The sequence below is a fragment of the Gracilibacillus sp. JCM 18966 genome, assembly GCF_055392695.1.
Genome location: NZ_AP043883.1, coordinates 1,273,214 through 1,298,464 on the forward strand (window position 1 = coordinate 1,273,214; position 25,251 = coordinate 1,298,464).

Sequence of the window (25,251 nt, forward strand, 5' to 3'; positions counted from 1 at the left end):
TGGATGAACGATGCTAGTAACCTTAAATGAGCTATTAGATCAGGCTTTAGCAAAAAAATGTGCGATTCCTGCCTTTAATGTATTCGGCTATGAGGATGCGAAAGCAGTAATCGATGCGGCGGAGGAGCTTCGTGCACCTGTGATTTTGGCAACAAACAAAGTCGCGATACATCATATGCCGATTGACGTAATCGGAGCCATGCTTGGGAAAATGGCGAAAAAAGCAAGTGTGCCTGTAGTGGTGCACCTCGATCATGGGCAGGATTATGAGACAGTGGCAAAGGCAATAGCAGCAGGCTATAGCTCTGTCATGTATGATGGATCTGCCTTACCATTTGAAGAAAATGTCAAGAATACAAAGGATGTAGTAAAGCTAGGTCATGGATTTGGCGTTTCTGTAGAAGGAGAAATCGGATCGGTAGGATATAGTGATGTGGCACAGAACCACGGTCGGTTAACAGACCCTCAAGAGGCAAAGGAATTTGCGGAAAGAACAGGGGTAGACGCATTAGCTGTCGCGGTCGGAACGACACATCGAATGGAGACACAATCGGCTTCTGTGGATTATCCGTTGATTGAAACGATTCAAGGGCTTGTTCGTCAACCACTAGTCATGCATGGTTCGACTGGCTTACCCGATAAAGATTTACGACAAATTAGTCAAATGCATTTTTGCAAAGTAAACATTGGGACAGCGATTCGGATGCGTTTTGGACATAGTCTGCGCAAAGCTATGCAGAAAAAGCCTGATGTGTTTGATCGGCTTGAGCTAATGAAAGAACCGATGCGAGAAGTGAAAGAGGAAGCGATAAATAAGATGAAATTGTTACAGGCAAACCTTATGAATTAACAGGAAAGGGTGAAGGGTCCCATGACTAGATTACAAAATTTTATTGGTGGAGAATGGGTCGATATAGAGAGTCATCAAGAAGAGGTTGTCTATAATCCCGCAACAGGAGAAGAATTAGCACGTGTCCCATTATCGACAAAGGAAGATCTAGATAGGGCGGTGAATGCAGCCAAAGAAGCATTTGCCTCATGGAAGGAAGTAGCTGTACCGAAACGCGCGAGAATTCTGTTTAAGTACCAGCAATTATTAGTCGAGCATTGGGATGAGCTAGCGGAAATCATTACAAAAGAGAATGGAAAAAATTTAAAGGAAGCACATGGGGAAATGCTTCGTGCCATTGAATGTGTAGAATTTGCTTCCGGTGCACCTAGTTTAATGATGGGGTCACAGCTTCCATCAATTGCGACAGGACTAGAATCAGGCGTTTATCGCTATCCGATCGGCGTGGTTGGTGGAATTACGCCATTTAACTTCCCTGGAATGGTACCTTGCTGGATGTTTCCGTTGGCGATTGTAGCAGGAAATACGTTTATTTTAAAGCCATCAGAAAAAACACCACTCCTCGCCAATCGTTTGGCTGAACTGTTTACAGAAGCAGGACTGCCAAAAGGGGTGTTAAATATTGTGCATGGTGCGCATGATGTCGTAAATGGCTTATTGGATCATCAGGATGTGAAGGCGATTTCCTTTGTAGGATCACAGCCTGTAGCGGAATATGTCTATAAAAGAGGGACACAGAACCTGAAACGAGTGCAAGCACTAGCAGGAGCTAAAAATCATTCGATTGTTTTACAGGATGCCCATTTAGAAAATGCAGTAACCCAAATTCTAAATGCATCCTTTGGTTCAGCTGGAGAGAGATGCATGGCGTGTTCTGTAGTGGCCGTAGAAGAAGAGATTGCTGATGACTTTATCGACTTATTAGTGAAGAAGGCGAATGAAATTACGATTGGTAGTGGGCTTGACGAGAATGTCTTCTTAGGACCTGTGATTCGTGACGAGCATAAAAAGCGGACATTGCAATATATCGAAACAGGGATAGAGGAAGGGGCCCAATTGATCCGTGATGGTAGAACGGACCAAAAGAGTCAAGCGAAAGGGTATTTTGTTGGACCGACGATCTTTGACCAGGTTACGAGTAAAATGAAAATTTGGCAGGATGAAATCTTTGCACCAGTCCTGTCGATTGCACGAGTCAAGAATCTGGAGGAGGCGATCGAGCTTACGAATAAATCTAGATTTGCGAATGGTGCCTGTTTATTTACCAATCATGGTGGAAGGGTTCGAGAATTTCGCGAAAAAATCGATGCTGGTATGCTAGGGGTTAATATTGGGGTACCTGCACCGATGGCGTTCTTCCCTTTCTCTGGCTGGAAGGATTCCTTTTATGGGGATTTGCATGCAAATGGAAAAGATGGATTAGAATTTTACACACGAAAAAAAGTAGTCACCACACGCTGGGTATAGAAATAGTCTTCTGATTAAATCAAATGGGGTGATCGGATGAAATTAACCACTTCACAAGCGCTAATGAAGTTTCTTAATCAGCAATATATCGAAATAGATGGCCATGAGCAAAAATTATTTAAAGGGATATTCACTATTTTTGGGCATGGAAATGTATTGGGGATTGGTCAAGCGTTGGAAGAAGATAGTGGGGATTTAGAAGTATATCAGGGGAGAAGTGAGCAAGGGATGGCACATGCTGCGGCCGCCTTTGCTAAGCAAACGTGCCATCAGCAGCTAATGGCATGCACGACATCTGTTGGCCCAGGATCTGCGAATATGGTGACAGCAGCGGCCACCGCAACGGCAAACAATATTCCCATATTATTAATTCCTGGGGACACATTTGCCTCTAGACAGCCAGACCCTGTTCTACAGCAGATTGAACAACCACACGATTCGACGATCTCGACAAATGATGCCTTTAAGCCAGTGAGTAAATATTGGGATCGAATCACAAGGCCAGAACAGCTAATGACAGCACTAATTCAAGCGATGAGGGTACTAACAAGGCAAGCCGACACAGGTGCTGTAACGATCGCTATCCCACAGGATGTGCAAGCAGAAGCCTATGATTTTCCTGCGTATTTTTTCGATAAAAGGGTGCATCGTTTTGATAAGAGAAAACCGGATGATCGTGCATTAGATCGTGTGGTTGAATTAATCACTAACAAGAAAAAACCGCTGATCATATGTGGTGGCGGTGTTCGGTATAGTGATGCTGGCAAAGAGCTAGCCAAGTTCACCGAGAAATATCAGATCCCATTTGCGGAGACACAAGCAGGTAAAAGTGCGGTGATTAGCGATCATCCAATGAATTTAGGTGGTATCGGGGTAACGGGCAATTTTGCTGCCAATCAGATCGCGAAGGAAGCAGACGTCATCATCGGCATTGGTACAAGGTTTACAGATTTCACGACATCCTCCAAGCACTTGTTTCAGCATCAAGACGTCGAATTTGTGACGATCAATAATTCAGCCTATCATGCATCGAAATTAGATGCTCACCCATTAGTAGCGGATGCAAAAGTGGCTATTGAACAGCTTGATCAGCAACTAGCCCATCGTCAATACCAAACAGAATACAGTGACGAAATTAGCAAAATAAAACGAGCATGGCAGCAGGAAGTCGAGCGTTTATCATCGATTCAATATGTGAAGGGCTTGAAGCCAGAGGTGGAGGGACATCTGGACGAGGAATTAGCGGAATACGAAAAGGCTTTAAATACGTCACTTACCCAGACACAGGCGATTGGGGTTATTCAACAGCATATTGCCGATGATGCAATTATTGTTGGTTCATCAGGTAGTCTTCCAGGGGACCTTCAACGAATGTGGATCAACCGTAAGCCAAATACGTATCATCTAGAATATGGCTATTCCTGTATGGGCTATGAAATTTCCGGATCATTAGGAGTGAAATTGGCTTCCCCTGACCAGGAGGTATATGCAATGGTGGGGGATGGTAGCTATTTAATGCTCCATTCCGAATTAATTACAAGTGTTCAAGAAGGACAGAAAATCAATGTATTACTGTTTGATAATGCAGGATTTGGCTGTATTAATAATTTACAAATGGATCATGGAATGGGTAGCTTTGGCACAGAGTTTCGCAAACGAGATCATCAAACAAAGCAGCTGACAGGCGAAATCATGGCGATCTCTTATGCCCAAAGTGCGGCTGCATATGGGGTGAAAACCTATACGGCAACAAATGCCCAGGAGCTAGTCGAAGCATTAGAGGATGCGAAACATCAATCTATTTCCACCTTGATAGATATAAAGGTTTTACCAAAGACAATGACACATGGATATGATGCTTGGTGGAATGTAGGTGTGGCGGAAGTGGCTAAAAAACCAGTGATTGAGCAAGCAGCAAAAGAACGGCGAGTGAATCTAGCAGCTGCAAGAAAATATTAAGGGGGGAGAAGATGTTTCGTAAAGAGGATATCCAATTAGGGATTGCACCGATTGGCTGGACCAATGATGATATGCCAGAATTAGGCGGGGACATCCCATTTGAGCAATGTATTAGTGAAATGGCATTAGCAGGCTTTACTGGTACAGAGATAGGCAATAAATATCCGAGAAATATCGATGAGCTTATGCAGGCATTGCAGCTGAGGGGACTTCAGATCGCTAGTGCATGGTTTAGTGCCTATTTAACGACAAAGCCATATGAGGAGACGGAAGCGGCCTTTATTCAGCATCGGGATTTCCTCTATGCCATGGGAGCTGAGGTGATCGTGGTATCGGAGCAGGGTAAAAGCATTCAAGGGGAGATGGATACTCCGTTGTTTGAAAAGAAGCCAAAATTCAGCGATCAAGAATGGCAGACACTAGCACAAGGGTTAAATCGATTAGGAGAGCTAGCACAGCAAAAAGGATTGAATTTGGTCTATCATCATCATATGGGGACAGGTGTACAGACGGCAGACGAAATAGATCAGCTAATGCATCTCACAGATGAGAATCTAGTCTATCTATTATTTGATACTGGTCATCTCTATTTCTCTGGTGACGATCCGCTCTATATTCTAAAAAAGTATCTTGACCGTATTAAGCATGTCCATTTAAAGGACGTAAGAGCCGATATTGCCAAACAGGTTCGAAATGGACAGCAAAGCTTTTTACAAGCAGTGAAGCAAGGCGTATTTACCGTTCCAGGAGATGGTGCCTATGATTTTCTACCAGCATTTGAGATATTAGCAAAATCCAACTATAAAGGCTGGCTCTTAGTGGAGGCGGAACAAGATCCTATCAAGGCAAATCCACTTCAATATGCTCTCATCGCAAGAAATTATATACGAGATAAAGCAGGTATTTAAAACGATAAATAGTTTGAACTATAATTACAATATTATTTTGTCGATCAAATATGATAAGATAATATTGTAATTTTATTTAAGTCATAGGTTAATAGAAGTTGGTGAGATGATTGAAGGTTACCATTTATGATGTGGCCGAAAAAGCAGGCGTTTCTATCGCAACAGTATCGAAGGTAATTAATAATACGGGGAATATGCGAGAATCCACAAGGCAAAAGGTCATGAGGGTAATGGAGGAACTGAATTATTATCCGAGTGTGATGGCTTCTGCTTTAACGGGAAAGAAGACACAGACACTCGGTTTATTAGTACCAGATATATCAAACCCTTTCTTCTCGGAAATGGCGAGGACCATAGAAGACAGTGCACATGAACAAGGTATGAGTGTGATCATGTGCAGTACGGATGAGGATGAAGAAAAAGAAAAAAAATATTTAGAATTGCTACGAAGAAAACAAGTAGACGGATTTATCATCGCCTCCTCCTTTCGTGAAAAAAAGCTATTAGAGGGTATCAAGAGTGCAGGGATTCCAATGGTGATGTTAACGCAAAATTCAGGTACATTAGGAGTTACCTCGATATCTGTCGATGATTTCACTGGTGGCTATGAAGCTACCTCTCATTTACTGTCCTTAGGTCATGAGAATATTGTCATCATTACCGAACCAAGGCTAAGCAGTAAAATGAGGTTGTACGGGTTTAGAGAGGCCTATGAGACTTATGGCTTTTCCTATAAAGAAGAGCTCGTAATGGAAACAGTCGCCTCGATGGAAAATGGCAAGCAATGCTTCCAGGAAATTTTTCAGAAAAAAGGTCGTCCTACGGCTGTGTTTGCTTGTAATGATTTAATAGCTATTGGTGTCATTCAAGGGGCTAGAGAGCATGGCTTGAACATACCAGAGGATCTTTCCATTGTTGGTTTCGATAATACGATTCTTGCAACGACAACTGTTCCTTCCCTAACAACTGTTGCCCAGCCGATCAAGGAGATGGGAAAAAAGGTGGTGGATGTGATTGTCGATCATATTCAACATGGCGAAAAGAACGCAGAGCGGATTTTGTTTAAGCCAACATTAATTGCAAGAGATACCACAGGGAAACCGCATAAAAATGGATAAATTTAGATTAAACGCTTAACTTAATATGCTAGATAAGTTAGAAGAACAATGCGAATGGCATTGTTCTTTTTTCTGTTATAGCATAGATGATAGATTAGAAACCCCATATTAGCAAGCTTTTAAGGAAAAAAAAAACTCTTGTATTATTCTATCATAGTTGTTACAATACAAATTAAGAAAGCGCTTAACTAAAAACAAGGTTATTAGGGAAAAGTACTATTTTTTTACACGATAAGGAAAGCCCTTACAATTAAACACTTTTTAAAAAGGAGAGGTTATGTGTGAAGAGAGCATTTTTATTGGTCATCGTATTCCTAACGACTTTTTTGGCAGCCTGTTCAGAGTCAGGATCTAGTGGTGATGGTGGGTCAGAGTCAAGTGACAAAATGCAATTTTATGTTTCAGGCGATACGGTAGAAGGCTCTGCCTTAACAAAAATGTCCGAGAAGTATACAGAAGAAACAGGAGTAGAAATTGAAGTAGTAGATGTTCCTTATGATGATATGGTCACGAAGATTACGAATATGATGCGTGCAGAAGAACCTCCAGCACTTGCTCGTGTGACAGGATTTAACCCTGCCTGGCAAGGAAAGCTCATGGATTTAACAGAGATTGCAGAGAAAAATAATGTCATGGTCGATATGGGAATTTCGGTTGACGATCAATTAGTCGCACCACCATTAGATCTTACTGCTGTTGGGATGTTTATTAATAAGTCATTGTTTGAAGAAGCGGGAGTAGCTTATCCAACAACAGAAGAAGAGATTTGGACATGGGAAGAATTTATTGATGCAATTCATTCCGTCGTGGAAGCCACCGATGCCCAATATGGCATGGTAATGGATAATTCCGAGCATCGATTAAATGCCTTTTTATACCAGCATGGAAGTAAAGGGTTTTATCAAGAGGGTGATGAATATACCACAAATGATGAAACAAAGGATGCACTAAAAAGATTTATCGATTGGAATGATAATACGATCATGCCGAAAGCGGTTTGGACAGCAGGCGAAGATGCGTCGTCCATGTTCAAGAGTGGTCGAGTAGCCGCATATATGTCAGGCTCTTGGCAAATCACGGACTTTGCATCGAATATTAAAGATTTTGAATGGGAATCCGTTTATATGCCGTACGAAGATGTAAGGGCTACCAACCTAGGTGGTAACTATTTAGTTGGGTTTGAAGGATCTGGTCAAGAAGAGCAAGCAAAAGAATTTATTGATTGGTTATATCAAAAGGAAAACTATGAACAGTTAGCGACATATGGTGGTTACTTACCTGTAACAGAGGATGCAGAAGTGGATTATGAATTAGCTCCAGAAGCCTATGAAATCTATCAAAAAGAGATTGCGGCATCTGATCCGATTGCAAGTCAGCAACGGAATGAATTAGTGAAAAAACAATTGGTATCACAAAGAAGCCTAGGTAGTGTTCTAGCAGAAGAAATGATTACCACATTAAATGGTGAACAGAGCCTAGATGAGGCGATAGAAAATGTAAAAAAACAAATGACAGATGCTTATGTAGAGTGATCGAAGGAATAGCGACCATTGTAGATGGTCGTTATTCCTTCACAAGTACGAAAGGGGGGCGAACTCCATGAAGGATACGAATAAAAAATGGGCGTTTTTATTTATCGCTGCAAACCTCGTGTTGTTTTTAATCTTTTTTGCATGGCCAGCTATTTTAGGCGTCTATTATTCTTTAACCGAATACAACGGGAATGTAGCCACATTTATCGGGTTGGATAATTATATCAATCTATTTCAAGATTCTAGCTTTTATAAGGCTTTATCAAGAACATTTATCTACACGGCATTAGGTGTTCCGTTAGTCTATGTCACCTCCTTATTTGTATCGGTGATGCTTACAAGCAAGCATACGAAGGGTAAAAATGTCGCTAAGATTATTTTCTTCTTTCCATGGTTAGTTTCTCCGATTGTCGTAGGGGTGCTTTGGAGATGGATGTTTGGGGAGAGCTTTGGTTTTGTTAATTTTATCATTCAATTGATTGGCGGAGACCCGGTTCCGTGGTCATCCAATGGTAATTTTGCCTTCATCGTTGTTTTATTTGCAACGGCATGGGGAGGTACCGCTTTTAATATGCTGATATTTATAGGGGCGATTATTAGTATCCCTCAATCGTTATATGAAGCGGCAGATGTGGATGGGGGTTCAGGATGGCAAAAATTCTGGCATATTACGCTTCCTTCCATTCGATCAACCTCTTTCTTAATCATTTTATTAGCTGTCTTTAATTTAATGAAGGAGTTCCCGATGGTTCAATCCTTAACAAATGGTGGACCAGGAACGGACACGACGTTTATTGTGCAATATATCTATGAAACAGGCTTTGACCAAATGAGGGTAGGATATGCAAGTGCCGCATCGATGGTGTTATTTGTGATCCTGTTAGTTTTCTCATTAATCCAATTTAAATTTGCGAAAGGGGGAAGGGTAGATGAATAGTAAATTAACCGATAGATTTTCTACCGTCATGTTGACTACGGCACTGTTTATCGTTGCTTTAATGTACCTTTTCCCTATTCTTTGGCTACTATTAAGTTCCCTAAAACCAGGAAGTGAATTGTTTTCGTATCCTCTATCTATTATTCCGGAAAATCCAACCGTTGATGGTTTTGTATATTCATGGTCTACAATGGAGTTTATTAAATATTTTTGGAACACCTTAGTCGTAGCGATTATTACCACTGTATTAACGGTCATTGCAAGTGCAACGTGTGGATATGCCTTAGCGAAATACCATTATAAGTGGTTAAATGTCTTTTTGATCTGTATGCTCGCGACAACGATGCTACCAACAGAGGTTATCATGACTCCTACCTTCTCTGTCATCCTAGATCTCGGTCTATATGATAGCTTATCTGGGTTAATTATTCCTTCGATCAATACGGCGACAGGTATATTCATGTTTCGGCAGTACTTCATGACAGTACCAAATGATTTAATCGAATCAGCAAGGATTGATGGAGCGAATGAGGGTAGAATCTTTTTCGGATTAATGCTACCAATCGCAAAGCCTGTCGTGATCACATTAGCGATATTCTCGTTTCAATGGCGATGGAATGATTATATTTGGCCACTCATTGTACTAAGTGACCCTAATAAATATACGGTACAAATCGCATTACGTAGCTTAATTGGAGCAGATAATATTGATTGGGTGCTACTGCTTTCATCCTCTATCATCTCACTTGTTCCAATGATTCTCATTTTTATTGTATTCCAGCGTTATATCATGGATACAGGCGCTACATCCGGACTCAAAGGATAGAATAGGGATATCTTAGGGAGGTAAGGTAATGAAATGGTATCACCAAATAGTCGAGAAAAATGATGACATAACGGAAAGTCAATTAGAACATCAAGTGATGGATAAAAATAGTAAATACTTTGGCGGAATTACGAATCAAGCTACTGGGATTCCAAGTCCTAGTCATACGGGTACGTGTAGTGTAATAGGAAGTTGGGTATGCTCCTATGTGAATGCAGATGCTGAATACTATCATTCCCATGAACTAGCAGAGAGAATGGAATTGGCATTAGATTATATGTTAACCCAGCAGCACGAGGATGGGACGATATCACCAGGCTGGACAAATTACCATTCCCCACCAGATACGGCATTTATCATAACAGGTTTTGCCCAAATATATTGGTTACTACAAAAAGATGGTTCTAGATTGGCTGAAAAAGTAAACTTATTTCTTAAAAGAACGATCCCAGCAATGTTAACAGGTGGTTGTCATACGCCTAACCATCGATGGGTGTTAACCTCTGCGCTTTCCCATCTTTACACCATTTTCGAGGACCCCGCCTTAAAGGAAAGGGCGGAGCAATGGCTACAGGAAGGCATGGATATAACGAAAGACGGGGAATGGACAGAGCGCAGTAACGGAATCTACAATTCTGTCAGTAATATATGTCTATATCACACGGCATCATTGTTGGGCAAACCAGCATTATTCCAATATATTAGAGAAAACCTTGATATGATGAAGTTTCTTGTGCATCCAGATGGAGAGATTGTAACAGATTACTCTGGCAGACAGGATTTAGGGAACCGATATGATCTAACCCCATATCATTTAATCTATCATTTAATGGCATACAAGGATGATAACCCGCAATATATGGCGATGGCTGAATTAGCATTAGATCGATTGAGTGAAGTAGGACCTGTCAATAACCATCTAATGCTCGGCTATTTGTCGTTTCCATTTTTGCAAGAAGAAAAAGTGGAGAAGGCAGAGCTACCAAAGGAGTACGAGGTTTTCATTAACGAAAATTATCCGGTGAAGGAAAGCTTGGATAAAATGGATGAGGTGGGTCACCATTCGAAAATAGCCCATAGCAGTATGCACCGATCATTCGGTGCCCAAACCGTAAGATATCGAAAGCAAAATAGAAGTGCAACTATTATGGGAATGAATCCATCGATTTTTTCCTTGCACAATGGAAAGGCAAAATTATTAGGAACACAAATCTATACAAGCTTTTCACCAGGTGTCGTTGAATTTGATGCTATTCATAGGATAGAAGGTGGTTACCGGTTATCCACTACTTTAGAGAAGGGCTATACAGGACCACTGCCAAGCTCGTACACGAATCAGGAAGGGGAAAGAAGCACATGGTACTTACTTCCTCATCAATTAAGGCCACCGACCCATACACAATTCCTCCAAATAAGTGTAGATATCTTGAAGGAAGAAAATAATTGGACGATAGCTTTACAAACCGATCCGTTAGAGGATGTTTTTATACAGGTTGTCTTTATTTTTAATAAGGAGGCAATGATTCGTTCGGATGGTGTTAGTGAAATTGATAAGAATAACTACTTCTGGAAGGATGGTCAGCTAGGTATCCGTGAGGGCAATGATCGCATGGCGATTTCGCTGGGAGCATATGAGCATTGGCAAAAGTCTTTAGGTAGCATGAACAGTAGTGAGAATATTCAGGAGTATCGAGTGAATGTCCTTTCTCCTGTGAATAAACGGTTTTTGATAACTGTTTAAAAGATGAATGTCATACAGGGTAAGGAGCTTAGCTTTAATTGGTTACAGTTTTTAGTCACCATATTTTATCTTGGGGAGAATTTCGGTGACTTTAAATAAAAATCGTGGGAGGCATCTAAGCAATGATTCCCGCGATTTCTTTATAACCATATAGCTTTGTCAATCATTAAAACTGATAGTAATTTCGGATTTTAGGAAAATGAATCGTAAGTCTCGTGTATTCATGCATTTCTGATTCAACTGAAATTTTGTGGCCTAATTTATTCGCCAATTGTTTAGCAAGATATAAGCCCATTCCAGTGGATTTAGCATCATTTCTTCCAGTAACTCCGGTAAATCCTTTTTCAAATACACGATCGATATCTTCGGGCGCAATACCAATTCCGTTATCTTGAATAACAAGTCGTTTTTCCTTGCTGTCTTCTTCGAATAGAACAGTAATCGTGCCACCCTCATCGGTATACTTTAAAGCATTTGCCAACAGTTGATCAATAATGAACACAAACCACTTTTTATCACTTTGGACAAGCTGTTCTGTGTCATCCATTTCCAAATGAATCCCTTTATTAATAAATAGCTTGGCGTATTTTTTTACACTTTTTTTGATAAGTTGATTGGTATTCACCTCAGATATAAAATAGTCCTTAGAAAATGAATCAATCCGAGAGTAGTAAAGGGCTTGTTCAACGTAATCATCAATTTTATGGAGTTCATCCTCTAATTTATCGATTAGAAAATCTGTTGTCTTATTTTCACTGTTTTCCATTAATAGACGGCTTGCTGCTATCGGGATCTTCACTTCATGAATCCAAGACATAATAAACTCCTGTTGATCGCGTTTTTGATCATATAATGTTTCTAATTGGCTAGCATGCTGCTTATGTTTATTTTTTAACAAGTTTAAGATTAGCTTCTGCTCGTTATTCTGGGCTTCTGGCATCATGGCTATCGTCTCTTCCTGGCTACTTTCAATCAAGTCCTTGATTTCCTGGTAAAACTTCCTTCTATAGAAATATCCAATGGTAATGTACAGGCATGCAATAACTAAGCAGACAATGTTGGTATATACAATTTTGTTAAATGGATTTACTTGATGAAAACCGACAAACATGATCAGCGATATGAAGAACATGATGATCATGTAAAATAGTAGAAAATAACGTTTATCTTTTATATATTCTAAAAAACTCATTGGATGACATACCCCTCGCCTTTTTTGGTGGTAATATAATCCTCTTTACCAAATGCAGCTAATTTTTTGCGTAATCGATTAACGTTTACGGTTAAGGTATTGTCATCTACAAAGCTTTCATCCTTCCAAAGTGTCCGCATGATCTTTTTTCGATGGACGATGTTCCCTTTGTTTTGGATTAGGAGCTTTAAAATTATGAACTCTGTTTTCGTTAGTTCTGCCTTTTCATCTGCACAATACACATCCCAGCTCCTTAAATCCAAGACTATCCCATTATGCTCAAGTACGTGTGATTGTGTATCCGTATACGAATAGGATCTGCGTAGGAGAGCATTCACTTTGGCCATTAATACATCCATATCAAACGGTTTTTGAATAAAGTCATCGCCACCCATATTCATTGCCATAATCATGTCCATTGATGTGTTACGCGATGAAATAAAAATGATAGGTACCTTGGAAACCTCTCTAATTTGGTTACACCAGTAAAATCCATCAAATGAGGGAAGATTAATATCTAATAATAAAAGATTAGGCTTTTCCTTTAAAAATTCCTGCAATACCATATCAAATGCTTCTAATTTAACTACTTCCAATCCCCATTTTTCAATTGTTTCTCCTAGTAAATCTCTGATCATTGGTTCATCTTCTATGATCATAATTTTCATCGCACCCACCCCAGCCTTTCTTATATCTAATAGTAACGGAATTCAGCCCTTTTTGCATCGTAGTGACAAAATTGTAAGATTGACAGGAATAACTGTAAGATTAGATAACCAATCGTTATAGTAGAATAAATTTAAGATAAAAAAGGAAACTCTCAAAAGGAGGAGAAATAAATGAAAACAATAGTAGATGCAAAACGTGTGAAGAAGATATATGGAGCAAAGGGAAATGTATTTTCCGCATTGGATGAGATTGATTTAACAGTAAAACAAGGGGAATTTGTAGGAATTATGGGTCCTTCAGGTGCTGGAAAATCTACGCTCTTAAATATATTGGCAACCATTGATGAAGCAACATCTGGTGTTATTACCATTGACGGAACAAATATGATGAACATGGATGAGGAGCAGCTATCCTCCTTTAGGCGCGATAAACTAGGGTTTATTTTTCAGGATTATAACCTTTTAAATACTTTAACCATTAAAGAAAATATTGTCCTTCCACTCGCGTTAGCAAAAATGAACCCGATAGAATTAGAGAATAGAGTGATCACAGTCGCGAATAGATTCGGGATAAGCTCTATTTTAGATAAATACCCCTATCAGGTATCTGGCGGACAAAAACAGCGAACAGCAGCGGCTCGGGCAATTGTTACGAAGCCTAGTCTTATACTGGCAGATGAACCTACAGGTGCATTAGATTCCAAGTCGACAACAGAACTTTTAGAAAGTTTGAAAGAGCTCGTTGAAAATGATCAGGCTACGATTCTAATGGTCACACATGATGCGTACGCAGCGAGCTATTGTGGTCGTGTCCTATTTATTAAAGATGGGCAGCTTTTCACAGAACTAGTAAAAGGAAAGAAATCTCGCAAAGAATATTTCGACAAATTGCTGGATGTATTGTCTGCGCTCGGAGGTGGAGCAAATGACATTATTTAGTTTAGCCGGTAAAAATATGAAAGGGAATTATGGTAATTACCTCGTTTATTTTATTTCGCTTGTTTTCAGCATTGTGATTTATTATACGTTTGTTTCGTTACAGTATAGTGAGAAAATCCAAGACAGCATTGAGCTGTCTGATACGATGAGCTTTATGTTTATGGTATCATCTGTCGTACTCATTCTCTTTGTAGCTGTCTTTATTTTGTATTCGAATTCCTTTTTCACAAGACAAAGGAAAAAAGAAGTTGGCTTGTATTCCATGCTTGGACTACCTAAGAAGACGATTGGGAAAATGCTCTTCTATGAAAATTTAATAATGGGTTTCATCGCATTAGTAATTGGGATTTTGCTCGGAACATTATTATCTAACCTGTTTTCTATGATATTGGTTAATCTAATGGGGTCAGCTGCTGAAATAGACTTCGGTATATCCATTCAAGCAATTATGCAAACGGCTATTGTATTTATGGTAATCATCTTATTTACGTCCTTTCAAGGTTATCGTTTGATTTTTCGTTTTAAATTAATTGAACTATTCCATGCAGAGAAGCAAGGAGAACAGGAACCGAAGTCCTCTCTTGTTTCCACTATAATGGCGGTAATTTTGCTTGTAGGTAGCTACTTGCTCATATTAAGGCAATTCCCTGATGAGCTTACCATTGAATATTTAATGAAAAATTACGGAGTTGCACTAGTTGCGCTAATTATTGGAACCCATTTATTTTTCCGCTCTGTGACAGTATTTTTATTAAAATTATCTAAACGAAATAAGTCACATTTATACAAAGGAACAAGGTTAATTGAGACATCCCAGTTGCTACATCGTATTAGAGGAAATGCTCGTACATTTACGGTCATCGCATTATTGAGTGCGGCAACCATTAGCTTCTTCGGTGTCACTTATAGTGGTTACTACAGTAATGAAAAAAATGCGGAAGAAATGGTGCCGTTCAGCTATGTACACTTATCCAAAGGACAGGAGTTTGATGCGAAAGTAAAAAATATTATAGTAAATGATAACGAGCATCCGGTCAAAGCAGAGCTGGAAGTTCCTATTATAGAAGTAACGGGAGAGCTTTTGTTTCCATTAGATTATGAATGGAATCCGGTGAAAGTTCTCTCTGCCTCTACTTTTAATGAAGTTTCGAAAGCCTTGGATAGAGAGCAAATGGTCACCTTATCAGGAAATCAAGCAGCAGTAATCCGACCAAGATTAACTGAATATACGGAGGAAACCTTTCTGAATAAAGAAATAGCATTAAATTTGCGACAGGGTAAACGAACCTTGGAAATTACTAATATGATAGTAGGCAGTGTTTTACCATTTAATTATCCAGATTTCTATGTCGTGGTTAGCAACGACACATTTGCTGAAGTTGTTAAGCAAAAGGAAGCTTTAATCTACAACGCTTACGAAGTGGAAGATGAAAAAACGACAGAAGCTACATCTAAAAAATTTGAAGAAATAGTTGGGCAAGATTTTCAAGTATCATCATCCTTTTACATGGACTATAAAGAAGGAAAAGAAGGGAACGCATTAATGCTTTTCATCTTGGGATTCCTAGGTCTTGTGTTCTTAGCGGCTACGGGGAGTATCATTTATTTTAAACAACTGACTGAAGCCAATGAAGCCAAGGATAATTATGAGATTCTGCGCAAGCTTGGCGTCAGTAAAAAAGATATTCGAAATTCCATCCGCAAGCAGACATTTTTTGTGTTCGGGTTGCCTTTATTACTAGGAATCTTGCACGGTAGTATTATCTTAAATTTTACTACCAACTTTATCTCAGATCTGATAGGTGCTAGTATTATTGTTCCCATCCTCACAGCCATGATCGCCTTTGTTATGATCTACCTAGGTTATTATGTGTTGACAGTTAATACCTACAATAAAATGGTGAATAAGTAAAAAGAATCGTCCTCTAATATAGGGTACGTTAGCCGAGCAGGCACCTTAAATATTGTATATAAATGAGAGTGGGACAAAACTAAATAGAAAGAATGATAATCCGAACAATATTCTAACCTAGCGTAGTCAAAATACGGAGACTCCAGTGGGAACAGCACGAGCTGAAGATCCACTTTGCAAAGTGGTCTTCTTTGCAAAGTTAGCTGAGGCCGTGCCCACGGAAAGCGGAGTATTTTGACGGAGCGATTATGTGCAGAAATCTCAATGTTCGGATTTCCCCATGTTGATTACTCTTTTGTCCCAGGCTCATTCGATTATCTGTTTTGAGGTGACTGCCATATGAAATGCTTTTGTTTTATAAAAGTTACCCACGCAACGCACAGTCCTAGTAAAACAACGATGCTACTAATCCATGGATTGTAGACAGTTGCTCCTAAGGAGTTGACAGTAATTCCGCCTAATCCAGCTCCTATCGCTAATCCAAGCTGTGCAATGGAGGAGCTTGCACTAAGCGCCAGATCCGAAGAACGAGGAGCTTGTTGAATAAAATACGTTTGTAATGCTGGTATGGTTATGTTGGCAGCGCCAATCCAAATCGCAGCAACTATTAAAGTGCCATAGATAGTTCCCGTAAATAGTGGCAATAGGATTAAAGCAATGACATGAATGGCTATGCTGGAAATGATGGTTTTCACTGTTCCCCATTGATCTGCACCAATACCACCAACCTTTGTGCCAATCAATGCAAATGCCCCAAAAATGAGCATCGCCATACTAATAGCAGATGTATCCAACTGAACAGTTTCCTGTAAAAAGGGCGCTAGGTAAGTATAGGCAGCGCCGTATCCAGCGATTAAGAATAAGAAGATGAGTAATCCTCCTACAATTTTACGGTTCTTTAAAATAGAAAATTGTTCTTTAAGGGGGACAGGCGATTCCCCAGGTAGAGATGGAAGCAAACGGACAAGAGCGATCAAGATCAACAAACAGAGGATAGCTAATAAAGCAAAGACTAATTTCCAACCTAACCATTGACTGATCATAATGCCTAAAGGTACGCCTAAAACGAGTGAGGTGCCGAATCCAATGGAAACTGTGCTAACAGCATTCCCCATTTTTTCGGGTGGAACCAATTTTGCAGCAACACTAGTCGCTACGACGATAAATACACCAGCACTTATTCCAAGTAAAACCCTTGATAGTAGAAGGGTTGTAAAATTTGGGCTCCAAGTAGATATCAAATTTCCGAGCATAAACAAACTAAGTGTTCCTAACAGAACTTTTTTTCGATCAAATCGTGAAGTGAGAGTAACTATAATCGGTGTACCAATAGCAAATGCTAAGGAAAATGCACTTACAAGTTGGCCGGCAAGTGCAATGGTAATATGAAAGTGGTCAGCAATCATATGAACAATGCCAGCGACGATCATCTCAGTGGTTCCAATTAAAAATGTGCCTAATGTTAATAGGTATATACTTAACTTGTTCATTATTTAAGTCCCCTTCGAAATATATTTCCTAACATAAGTTATATTCTACGCTTGATAATCAATAAATTAAAATATATATTTATATATATAAATATTCCTTTAAGTATATGAAAGGGGGTTTAGTTCATGGAATTGTTGCAGTTAAAATATTTTCAAAAAGTGGCTAGGATGGAGCATTTAAGTAAAGCGGCCGAAGAACTCCATATCGCTCAGCCTGCATTAAGTAAAACGATTGCTCGGCTAGAAAAGGATTTAGGAGTTCCACTTTTTGACCGCCAAAAGCGCCAAATTAAACTCAATTCGTTTGGTTATACCTTTCTGAAGCAAGTAGATATTGCGCTTTCCGCATTAGAAGAGGGAAAACGTCAAATTGAGGATCAAGCGGGGTTAGAAAGTAGGAGGGCTGTTTTATCCTCAACGGATCATAAGTGTGATGCAATATTAGTGAGCTCATTTTTATCCATCTTTCCCGAGACCAACTTACGCATTAAACAATCTCCTTCAGACGAGGAAAATTTGAAGCTTCTTCAAGATGGAGAGATTGACTTTTTTATCACTTCTGGACCTATAAAGCAGAAGGGAATTGAAAAAATTCCTTTTCTTACTGAAGAAATATTTTTGGCTGTTCCACCCAATCACCAACTAGCTAAAAGAAGTGGTATACATTTGAGCGAAGTGGTGGATGAATCTTTCATAAATTTAAAAGCCACTGATCATTTTCGTGAGCTGACTAATCAATTTTGTATGGATGCTGGTTTTGAACCTAATATTACTTGTGAAGTAGATGAACTTAGGGCGATTGATAGCTTTGTTCAAGCTGGAATTGGCATCGCTTTTATGACGAAAGACGCTATGGAAAAAGATTCTTCCACCATTTTGTTACCAATTGAGCAACCCATTTGTGAGCGTACATTTCATTTAGTATGGATAGAAAATCGCCATTTGTCTGAAGCAGCACGCTCATTTCGTGATTTTCTTATTGCGTATTATGCGGAATAAAGTAGTATATGATAGATTCATTAGGAAGAAAATCAAGGCGACAGAAATCGTTATGGTGGGGGATTTAGCGGAGCAGGTTAGGCAAAATGTTTTTTAAGGAAACTGGGGGCTTTAATAGAGAAATGAAAAAATTCCTAATTTCATCGCAATTTTTTATAGAAGGAGAGGTTGTAGGTTGATTTATATGTATAAAATTAAATACTATCTACCATTTTTAAATAAACTGGATTTTTTGGGGTGTTATTGATTGCAAATAAAAAAGCTGTTGATTTTAATTAAATCAACAGCTGCTAAACCACATTATTTCTTAATTTTTTTGTAACTAACTTATATATGAGGAATATAATTAGAACTACTATCGAAGCTTTAATAGAATCTCGAAAAATGTTTAAAAAATAATCAGCATAGGGAGTTACCACGGGGGAATAAAATCCGTTAGTGTCTTGTACATTTTCTACTCTTTCTCTGATTAATAACAAAGCCAAAAAACAAACTATAAATGTATAAGTAAATACCTTAATGATGCTTTTTTCCAATTCGATCTCCCCCATTCTATCCATATATACTTCCGATTATTCGAATGAGTTAGTTTTAAGTATCAATTTCATTAGAAAGCACTTAACAAAGAACGTTTAAAAACAAGCAGAATTTATAAATAAATCTTATTTATATTTTCTCCCTATAATTACACATTGTCAAGTTATTCTCTGGCTGGGCCCCGTTTTAAAGTTTTTTATACTACGATTCTTTTTCTAATTTTTTACGTACACATAACAAGCAATTTTCGTAGATTAACTTACTTCTTGCTTTACAAAATTTTGGCGAGACCCCTTTAGGAAAAATTAAAATCTTGTGGAGTTATTTTATGCTTCCCTATTTATAAATAGAGTATAGGAAACATGTAAAATAAGGTGATTATATGAAAAAACGGAAAAAATACTTATTAGGTATTGTAGTTGTTTTGTTATTAGTATCAGGTTCTTATTATTTTATCAAACGGTACCCCTATATAGCAACAGAGATTCCTAAAACAATAAAGAATATCCCATATTCTCTCTTTCGTAATGACATTTTCCTGCAACATAATTGATGGCATTGTAACTCATGAATATTCCTCCCATCCTATTTGCTTAAGCAAACTGAAAAGCTTAAGCTTTCTTTCTATAGTTAAATAGAGATTAATTTCATAAGCTTTTTCTTCTTTTGGCACGTATTAGTGTACTATTGAGAGATCCCCGTTTTGTCTGTTACTTCCTTATATGAGTGATTTTCTAATAATTTTAAAGCGAGGTCTATTTGTGCTTTTTTATATTTCTTTGGTCTGCCTTCTCGAAAATCATCACGTTGCTTAGCTATAGCTTTTCCTTCTTGCGTGCGTTCCACAATCATGTCTCTTTCAAATTCAGCAAAAGCACTCATCACATTAAAAATAAGCCTACCAGTTGGTGTATCTTCCACTAAACCCATATTCAACACATGGACTTTTACTCCTCGTTCAAACAATTCTTTTATAGTATTAATACCATCAACGGTTGATCGAGCAAAGCGATCTAGCTTAGTGACGACTAAGGTGTCTCCTTTTTTTAGCTCCTGAAGTAATTCTTGAAAGGATGGTCTTTCTTTTTTTGTACCAGTAAACTTATCTTGATAAATTTTTTCACAGCCTTCTTTTTTTAGCTGTTGTATTTGATCTCTCCAAAAAACGAATGTCTTTTTCTTTATCGTTCGGTTTTCACTCTCTAATACCAGGAGAAAATGGAGCTGCAGCTGGCATTTTGAAAGGTAAAAGACGAACGATTTTAATCCTGTTATTCATGGCCAACTTTACAAAACCGAATAATGCAATTTTGAGTTATTCATTTCATTATTATTCTTTCACCTCTTGCAATCTTAATTTAATACTAAGTATCCTAATCTCCCTTTCCTATTGCTTCAATATCCAGTAAAATTCCGATTATGCTAAAATAAAGTTTATGGTGTATGTTTACTTGAGTTATCTTGATATTTGTCAATAACCCATGTTTTGCCGATTGTATGAATTTATGATTTATGTCTTTTTAAAAAAGCATGAAAATTGGAAGCCAAAGTTGAAAAATGAATTGAAATAACGTATGTAAAAAACTAGGCTTGTTCATTCAATACATAAAAAAATGATCCCTAAATATCTAGAGATCATCTTTCATTGTATATAAATGTTAGTTAGATTGAATACATATTATAAATTATTTGCTACTTTTCTTAAATAATCATTATCTAGCACCCATGTTGGCGGTACAGTATATTTTGTAAGTGAAATATCTCCCAAATTAATAGATGCACCATAATAATAAGATTGCCATACCAATTTTGTACAATACTGGTCATAAAAATTACCTGCTAGTGGTGTAAAAACAGTATAATCAGAATTTCCATATCTGTAAAATAGGGTACGAGAATATTGAGCAGCATTTTGTCCTTTTGATGAACTTCTAGCTCTCCACACGTCTATAGTATGAAACCTACTAAAAAACGAATTTACACTGATAGATTCCAAACCAGGATTTGCGGTACCAGGTGCGTGTACCACACGATTGTAGTCATTGACTATTGCTACGTGTCCAGTTAAATAATCTGTTGTTTTCTTTGATGTGTAGAGTACATCTCCAGGTTTGACTGTAATGCTTGTCCCTGGATATGTAGCAGCTTCTGCCACCTTAAAATCTACTCCTAAAAGTAGTGCTAGTGCGATCAATGATGTGAACATGAATTTTACAAGAATATTCTTCATACTATCCCTCCTTTGGTAAATACAATACAACTTTACCAAAACTTAACACATAATAATATTGTCATTGATGTCATATTATGATAGATTTTGTACTACGTTGGGGGGGGAAATTATGTATGAAGATATTCATATAAATCTTAGTACTATTATAAACAAAATAATAGTAAATAATAGTAATTATGAATATATTCTCCATAGAAAACTATTATTATTAACTGATTTCGACTTAGTACCAATTTATTACTATAATAAACTTGAGAAAAAGATTTATTGCTACGTTAAGGAAAATATATCTACAACTTCAAGTCAAAAAAATGCTTTTTATTTAGCTAAGCATAATCACAGTATCATGACGTATGATCATGAAATTTTAAATAAGTATAATATTAAATCCGTGGCTAGACCAATTATAATTAGTGACAGGATAGTTGGTTTTTTAGGCTTCTTTTCAAATAATACTATAAATCAAAACGATATCATTTCATTGGACCTTACAGCGAGATATATAGTCAATGAGTTCATGTATTCTAACAAATTGAGCAAACTAAAAAGTATAGTTAGTGATTCAAATGTTAATGTATTTAATGAAAATTTAAGTGAAAGAGAATGCCAAGTTCTTGAATGTATTATTAACGGATACACAGATTATGAGATACAGAAAACATTACATATCAGTAAATCGACAGTTAGAGCTCATTTACATAACACATTTGAGAAAATAGGAGTCAATTCAAAATTTGAGTTAATTAACCATTTCTATAAACAAAAATTAGATCTATTATTAAAAACATTAAATTAAAAGGTGGCTAAAATAAAATGAAGATAATTAAAATATTAAAAGTTATTATAATTATAATTATTGCTATTATAGGGGTTCAAATTTTTCGATATCAAACCGGGTATTTCCCTTCTCAGAGTTTGATCTCAAAGTTTGAAAATCAAGTAGAATCAGAGATGACTGAATATTTAACCAACAACGGGTATGATGAAGAAGAAATCCAGAATATAGATGCTGAAAAAATACCTAAGGCTAGAAAGCAATTTGATGTGGTAGTAACCTTTAAGAATGGAAATATAAAAAATTATATTGTTGATGATATAGGTGAAACTAATATTAAGGAGAAATAAGGAAATTCTTCAATGAAAAAAACTTTAAACTACAGGATAAGAGTCCATTTCAAAAATGGGTAGTCTTATCCTGTAATTAATTAAGATTGTAACTTTTGGGAGTGTAATATTAACTGTGTAAGTAAGAAATGCGTACGGTTTCTTACTCACACAGTTTTTTATTTGGTAGAATAATAACTATAAAGCTAAAGGAGTGTTTTAAATGGGCAAACCCAAAAGAGATCCTAACTCCGTAGAATTAGCTAACAAGATTATTGAACAGTATCAACCAAAGTCTGTAGAAGATATGCAACATGCATTAAAGGACATATTCGGACCGATGTTTGAATCGATGTTAAAAGGTGAAATGAATCATCATTTGGGCTATGAATCCAATGATAAAGGAGAAAAGGAAACAAACAATAGACGGAACGGGTACGGAAAAAAGACAGTCAAAACGACAGCTGGTGAAGTGGATATTGCCGTACCTCGTGATCGTGACGGTTCATTTGAACCACACCTTATTCCCAAGCGTAAAAGAGACATTTCTGCCATCGAGGATAAAGTCATCTCCATGTATGCAAGAGGAATGTCTCAGCGAGATATTTCATCTACTATCGAAGATATCTATGGTTTCTCCGTGTCTCATGAAATGATATCCGATATTACCGATACAGTGCTTCCTGATTTAGAAGAGTGGCAAAGTCGTCCTTTAAGCAACTGTTATCCTTTTGTGTTTGTAGATTGCCTTTATACGACGATACGTAATGAATACGAAACCAAGAAATATGCTGTGTATACCATGTTAGGCTACACCATGGAAGGAAAGAAAGACATTCTTGGTCTATGGTTAAATGAAACGGAAAGTAAGCATAAATGGATGCAGATCTTTGATGAAATAAAAGCTCGTGGTGTAGAAGATATTTTCTTTATTTCTATGGATGGAGTAAGTGGATTAGAAGATGGAGCTCGTGCCATTTTTCCACAAGTTGTCGTACAACGCTGTATGGTTCATCTCATTAGAAATTCGATTAAGTATGTTCCAAGTAAAGACTATAAAGCTTTTACTGCTGCATTAAAAAAGGTTTACGCAGCACCAAGCCTTAAAGCATGTCATAGTGCATTTGAAACCTTTCAACAACAATGGGCTACCTATCCTGGAGCAGTTGACGTTTGGAAACGAAACTTCTCCCATGTGGAACAATTATTTGATTATGGAAGTGCGATACGCAAAATTATGTACACTACGAATGCCGTAGAAAGTATACATTCCAGCTTTAGAAAAGTGACAAAAAAAGGAGCATTCCCAAACGAGAACGCCCTTCTAAAAGTATTATATTTACGAACCAAAGAACTTGAAAATAAATGGGAAGGAGGCCATATTCAACAATGGGCAATGGTCATGAATCAGCTGTTAATTCATGATCACCTTAATGAACGTGTGCTGAAGTATTTAGAATAACTTACACACTTTTCTTGACAAGCCCGTTCAATATCACCCTCATGCCCAACAGTCTGCCTAATGAATAACACGTCTACCCTTTTGGGGTCACATCAACACACATATGTGTTTTTGATATTCCCTATTTAATATAATATCAATTATTGTCCTTATATCCATCCCTCTTATATACATTTAAGGTGTGCTAGAAGTAAGTATCACTTTTTCTTCATGCAACCTATCTTCATTTTCCCCTTCCCAACGAATGACCACATACATTTCTTTAATATCTTCTAAAGCAACTGGTTCCCCACTTTCGTTATAGTAAGCTTGAGAGTCTGATGGGAATTCGCCAGTGGACTGTTCAGATATCTCTAAGTCTTCTTTATCAATGTTATTAAAATCACTAGAGTATTCCTGTTCATGAAGCAGGATATCTTCTCCCCATTGAAAAACCACATGAAATTCCGTATAAAAGTAATCAGTTTGATAATAATCTTGATTTCTCATGATAATCTTTCCTTCATATGAACGGAAAATAACAGGACTTACTTTTATTTCATACTTTTCTATTTTCCAGTGTTCACTTTCACCACTAAAAACTCTGTTTGTTCAGGAGGCAATTCCTTGTATAGTTGTTTTTCTGCTTCTTGAATCCAACTGGATATCTTTAATTTTTGATATAAATTTTCTTTGGTTTCTGGTACCGACTTTAAACGGTCATATAGTCGATCAATTTTCTCTTGTGTCACTGACTGTTTAATTTGCAAATTAGAGCTAGCGTCATTAAAATCTATAAAAAGCTCTTCTGTTTCTTTTTGTATAGGGTTGAGTGGATCTGTCCAATTTTCATATCTTGATGAGATAAATAATAGTAAATAAAGTATAAGTAAAATAATTCGAATTTTTGAAAAGTAACCTTTTTTATTGACCTGTGAGGACTGAATTTTAACGTGTGATTGTAATTGGGTATGTAGTTTCGATGAGCTTTTAGGTATAATAATTGCTTGTTTATCAGTAGAATACAGAAAATAATGTGAACCATCTTGATATACTCTAATGAAGTCTTTCCAATAATAAAAAGATACTTCATTATTGTAGGAAGATGTAATAGTCAGCCCCTTTTTATTTAAAGCAATATTACGATCACCAAAGAAATGGTTTTTTTCTAGAACCAGTCTAGCACTTCGGCTTTTTAAGTAATAGGTACTTTTAAAAACAATGGGGGCAACAATGACAGACCAGAAAAACCCTTGAAACAGGGCGTAAGCAATATTTAGCGAATTAACACTTTCTACATTCCACGCACTAATGGTAAATAGGATGAAGAAGACTATTGTGTAAAAAATATACATTAATCTATATATGCGACTTAGTTTAATAGAATATAATCTGACA

21 protein-coding genes and 1 pseudogene are annotated in these 25,251 nt (G+C 37.5%); 15 read left to right on the plus strand and 7 right to left on the minus strand.

Translation table 11 applies throughout. From position 1 onward, the window contains the following. Window positions 1–10: 10 nt before the first annotated feature. From ACZ5N5_RS06150 to ACZ5N5_RS06190, 9 genes are all read left to right on the plus strand, one after another. Window positions 11–850 (plus strand): class II fructose-bisphosphate aldolase, encoded by an 840-nt coding sequence (locus ACZ5N5_RS06150; RefSeq protein WP_464373457.1) that lies wholly within the window; start codon window positions 11–13, stop codon window positions 848–850. Window positions 851–871: 21 nt separating this feature from the next. After that, window positions 872–2,317: a CoA-acylating methylmalonate-semialdehyde dehydrogenase gene (locus ACZ5N5_RS06155; protein WP_464373458.1), complete on the plus strand. Its 1,446-nt coding sequence runs from the start codon at window positions 872–874 to the stop codon at window positions 2,315–2,317. 36 nt (window positions 2,318–2,353) lie between these two features. Next, complete coding sequence (iolD, locus tag ACZ5N5_RS06160; RefSeq protein WP_464373459.1) at window positions 2,354–4,276, plus strand: 3D-(3,5/4)-trihydroxycyclohexane-1,2-dione acylhydrolase (decyclizing); 1,923 nt, start codon at window positions 2,354–2,356, stop codon at window positions 4,274–4,276. Between the two features lie 11 nt (window positions 4,277–4,287). Further along, window positions 4,288–5,184, plus strand: a complete 897-nt coding sequence (iolE, locus tag ACZ5N5_RS06165) for a myo-inosose-2 dehydratase (RefSeq protein WP_464373460.1) — start codon at window positions 4,288–4,290, stop codon at window positions 5,182–5,184. Window positions 5,185–5,294: 110 nt separating this feature from the next. Continuing rightward, complete coding sequence (locus ACZ5N5_RS06170; protein ID WP_464373461.1) at window positions 5,295–6,302, plus strand: LacI family DNA-binding transcriptional regulator; 1,008 nt, start codon at window positions 5,295–5,297, stop codon at window positions 6,300–6,302. A gap of 281 nt (window positions 6,303–6,583) precedes the next feature. Next, a complete protein-coding gene (locus ACZ5N5_RS06175; protein ID WP_277679040.1) occupies window positions 6,584–7,834 on the plus strand; it encodes an ABC transporter substrate-binding protein in 1,251 nt (416 codons plus the stop codon). A gap of 67 nt (window positions 7,835–7,901) precedes the next feature. Continuing rightward, a complete protein-coding gene (locus tag ACZ5N5_RS06180) occupies window positions 7,902–8,771 on the plus strand; it encodes a carbohydrate ABC transporter permease (RefSeq protein WP_464373462.1) in 870 nt (289 codons plus the stop codon). Further along, complete coding sequence (locus ACZ5N5_RS06185; RefSeq protein WP_054788779.1) at window positions 8,764–9,597, plus strand: carbohydrate ABC transporter permease; 834 nt, start codon at window positions 8,764–8,766, stop codon at window positions 9,595–9,597. The genes ACZ5N5_RS06180 and ACZ5N5_RS06185 overlap by 8 nt, the downstream gene beginning before the upstream one ends. Window positions 9,598–9,625: 28 nt before the next feature. Further along, on the plus strand, window positions 9,626–11,338 hold the full coding sequence (locus ACZ5N5_RS06190; protein WP_464373463.1) for a hypothetical protein: 1,713 nt from the start codon (window positions 9,626–9,628) through the stop codon (window positions 11,336–11,338). A 166-nt stretch (window positions 11,339–11,504) separates the two neighbouring features. On the opposite strand, the gene ACZ5N5_RS06195 is transcribed toward ACZ5N5_RS06190, so the two are convergent. Together ACZ5N5_RS06195 and ACZ5N5_RS06200 are read right to left on the minus strand one after the other, a co-directional pair. Further along, entirely contained in the window at window positions 11,505–12,530 is a 1,026-nt protein-coding gene (locus ACZ5N5_RS06195; protein ID WP_464373464.1) for a sensor histidine kinase, read from the minus strand. Beyond that, on the minus strand, window positions 12,527–13,198 hold the full coding sequence (locus tag ACZ5N5_RS06200; protein WP_277679045.1) for a response regulator transcription factor: 672 nt from the start codon (window positions 13,196–13,198) through the stop codon (window positions 12,527–12,529). Before ACZ5N5_RS06200 ends, ACZ5N5_RS06195 begins: the two co-directional genes overlap by 4 nt. Window positions 13,199–13,369: 171 nt before the next feature. Here ACZ5N5_RS06200 and ACZ5N5_RS06205 point away from each other — a divergent pair, with 171 nt between their 5' ends. Next, window positions 13,370–14,137, plus strand: coding sequence for an ATP-binding cassette domain-containing protein (locus ACZ5N5_RS06205; protein ID WP_054788780.1), 768 nt, complete (start codon window positions 13,370–13,372; stop codon window positions 14,135–14,137). Next, window positions 14,124–16,049: an ABC transporter permease gene (locus ACZ5N5_RS06210; protein ID WP_464373465.1), complete on the plus strand. Its 1,926-nt coding sequence runs from the start codon at window positions 14,124–14,126 to the stop codon at window positions 16,047–16,049. The genes ACZ5N5_RS06205 and ACZ5N5_RS06210 overlap by 14 nt, the downstream gene beginning before the upstream one ends. A gap of 314 nt (window positions 16,050–16,363) precedes the next feature. Here ACZ5N5_RS06210 and ACZ5N5_RS06215 read toward each other — a convergent pair whose 3' ends face one another. Next, entirely contained in the window at window positions 16,364–17,539 is a 1,176-nt protein-coding gene (locus tag ACZ5N5_RS06215) for an MFS transporter (protein ID WP_464373466.1), read from the minus strand. Window positions 17,540–17,665: 126 nt separating this feature from the next. Between ACZ5N5_RS06215 and ACZ5N5_RS06220 the strand changes: the two genes are divergently transcribed. Next, window positions 17,666–18,538: a LysR family transcriptional regulator gene (locus ACZ5N5_RS06220; RefSeq protein WP_464373467.1), complete on the plus strand. Its 873-nt coding sequence runs from the start codon at window positions 17,666–17,668 to the stop codon at window positions 18,536–18,538. A 1,184-nt stretch (window positions 18,539–19,722) separates the two neighbouring features. Here the strand turns inward: ACZ5N5_RS06220 and ACZ5N5_RS06225 are convergent. Then, window positions 19,723–20,260: pseudogene (locus ACZ5N5_RS06225) on the minus strand (recombinase family protein). Window positions 20,261–20,753: 493 nt separating this feature from the next. Then, window positions 20,754–21,305, minus strand: a complete 552-nt coding sequence (locus ACZ5N5_RS06230; RefSeq protein WP_054788783.1) for a YiiX/YebB-like N1pC/P60 family cysteine hydrolase — start codon at window positions 21,303–21,305, stop codon at window positions 20,754–20,756. 112 nt (window positions 21,306–21,417) lie between these two features. Here ACZ5N5_RS06230 and ACZ5N5_RS06235 point away from each other — a divergent pair, with 112 nt between their 5' ends. From ACZ5N5_RS06235 to ACZ5N5_RS06245, 3 genes are all read left to right on the plus strand, one after another. Further along, window positions 21,418–22,104, plus strand: a complete 687-nt coding sequence (locus ACZ5N5_RS06235) for a helix-turn-helix transcriptional regulator (RefSeq protein WP_464373468.1) — start codon at window positions 21,418–21,420, stop codon at window positions 22,102–22,104. A 17-nt stretch (window positions 22,105–22,121) separates the two neighbouring features. After that, a complete protein-coding gene (locus tag ACZ5N5_RS06240) occupies window positions 22,122–22,433 on the plus strand; it encodes a DUF3139 domain-containing protein (protein ID WP_464373469.1) in 312 nt (103 codons plus the stop codon). A gap of 202 nt (window positions 22,434–22,635) precedes the next feature. Next, window positions 22,636–23,874: an IS256 family transposase gene (locus tag ACZ5N5_RS06245; RefSeq protein ID WP_464373470.1), complete on the plus strand. Its 1,239-nt coding sequence runs from the start codon at window positions 22,636–22,638 to the stop codon at window positions 23,872–23,874. 174 nt (window positions 23,875–24,048) lie between these two features. Here ACZ5N5_RS06245 and ACZ5N5_RS06250 read toward each other — a convergent pair whose 3' ends face one another. Further along, complete coding sequence (locus ACZ5N5_RS06250; RefSeq protein WP_054789353.1) at window positions 24,049–24,363, minus strand: hypothetical protein; 315 nt, start codon at window positions 24,361–24,363, stop codon at window positions 24,049–24,051. A 59-nt stretch (window positions 24,364–24,422) separates the two neighbouring features. After that, window positions 24,423–25,208: a YcxB family protein gene (locus tag ACZ5N5_RS06255; protein WP_464373471.1), complete on the minus strand. Its 786-nt coding sequence runs from the start codon at window positions 25,206–25,208 to the stop codon at window positions 24,423–24,425. Between the last annotated feature and the right edge of the window lie 43 nt (window positions 25,209–25,251).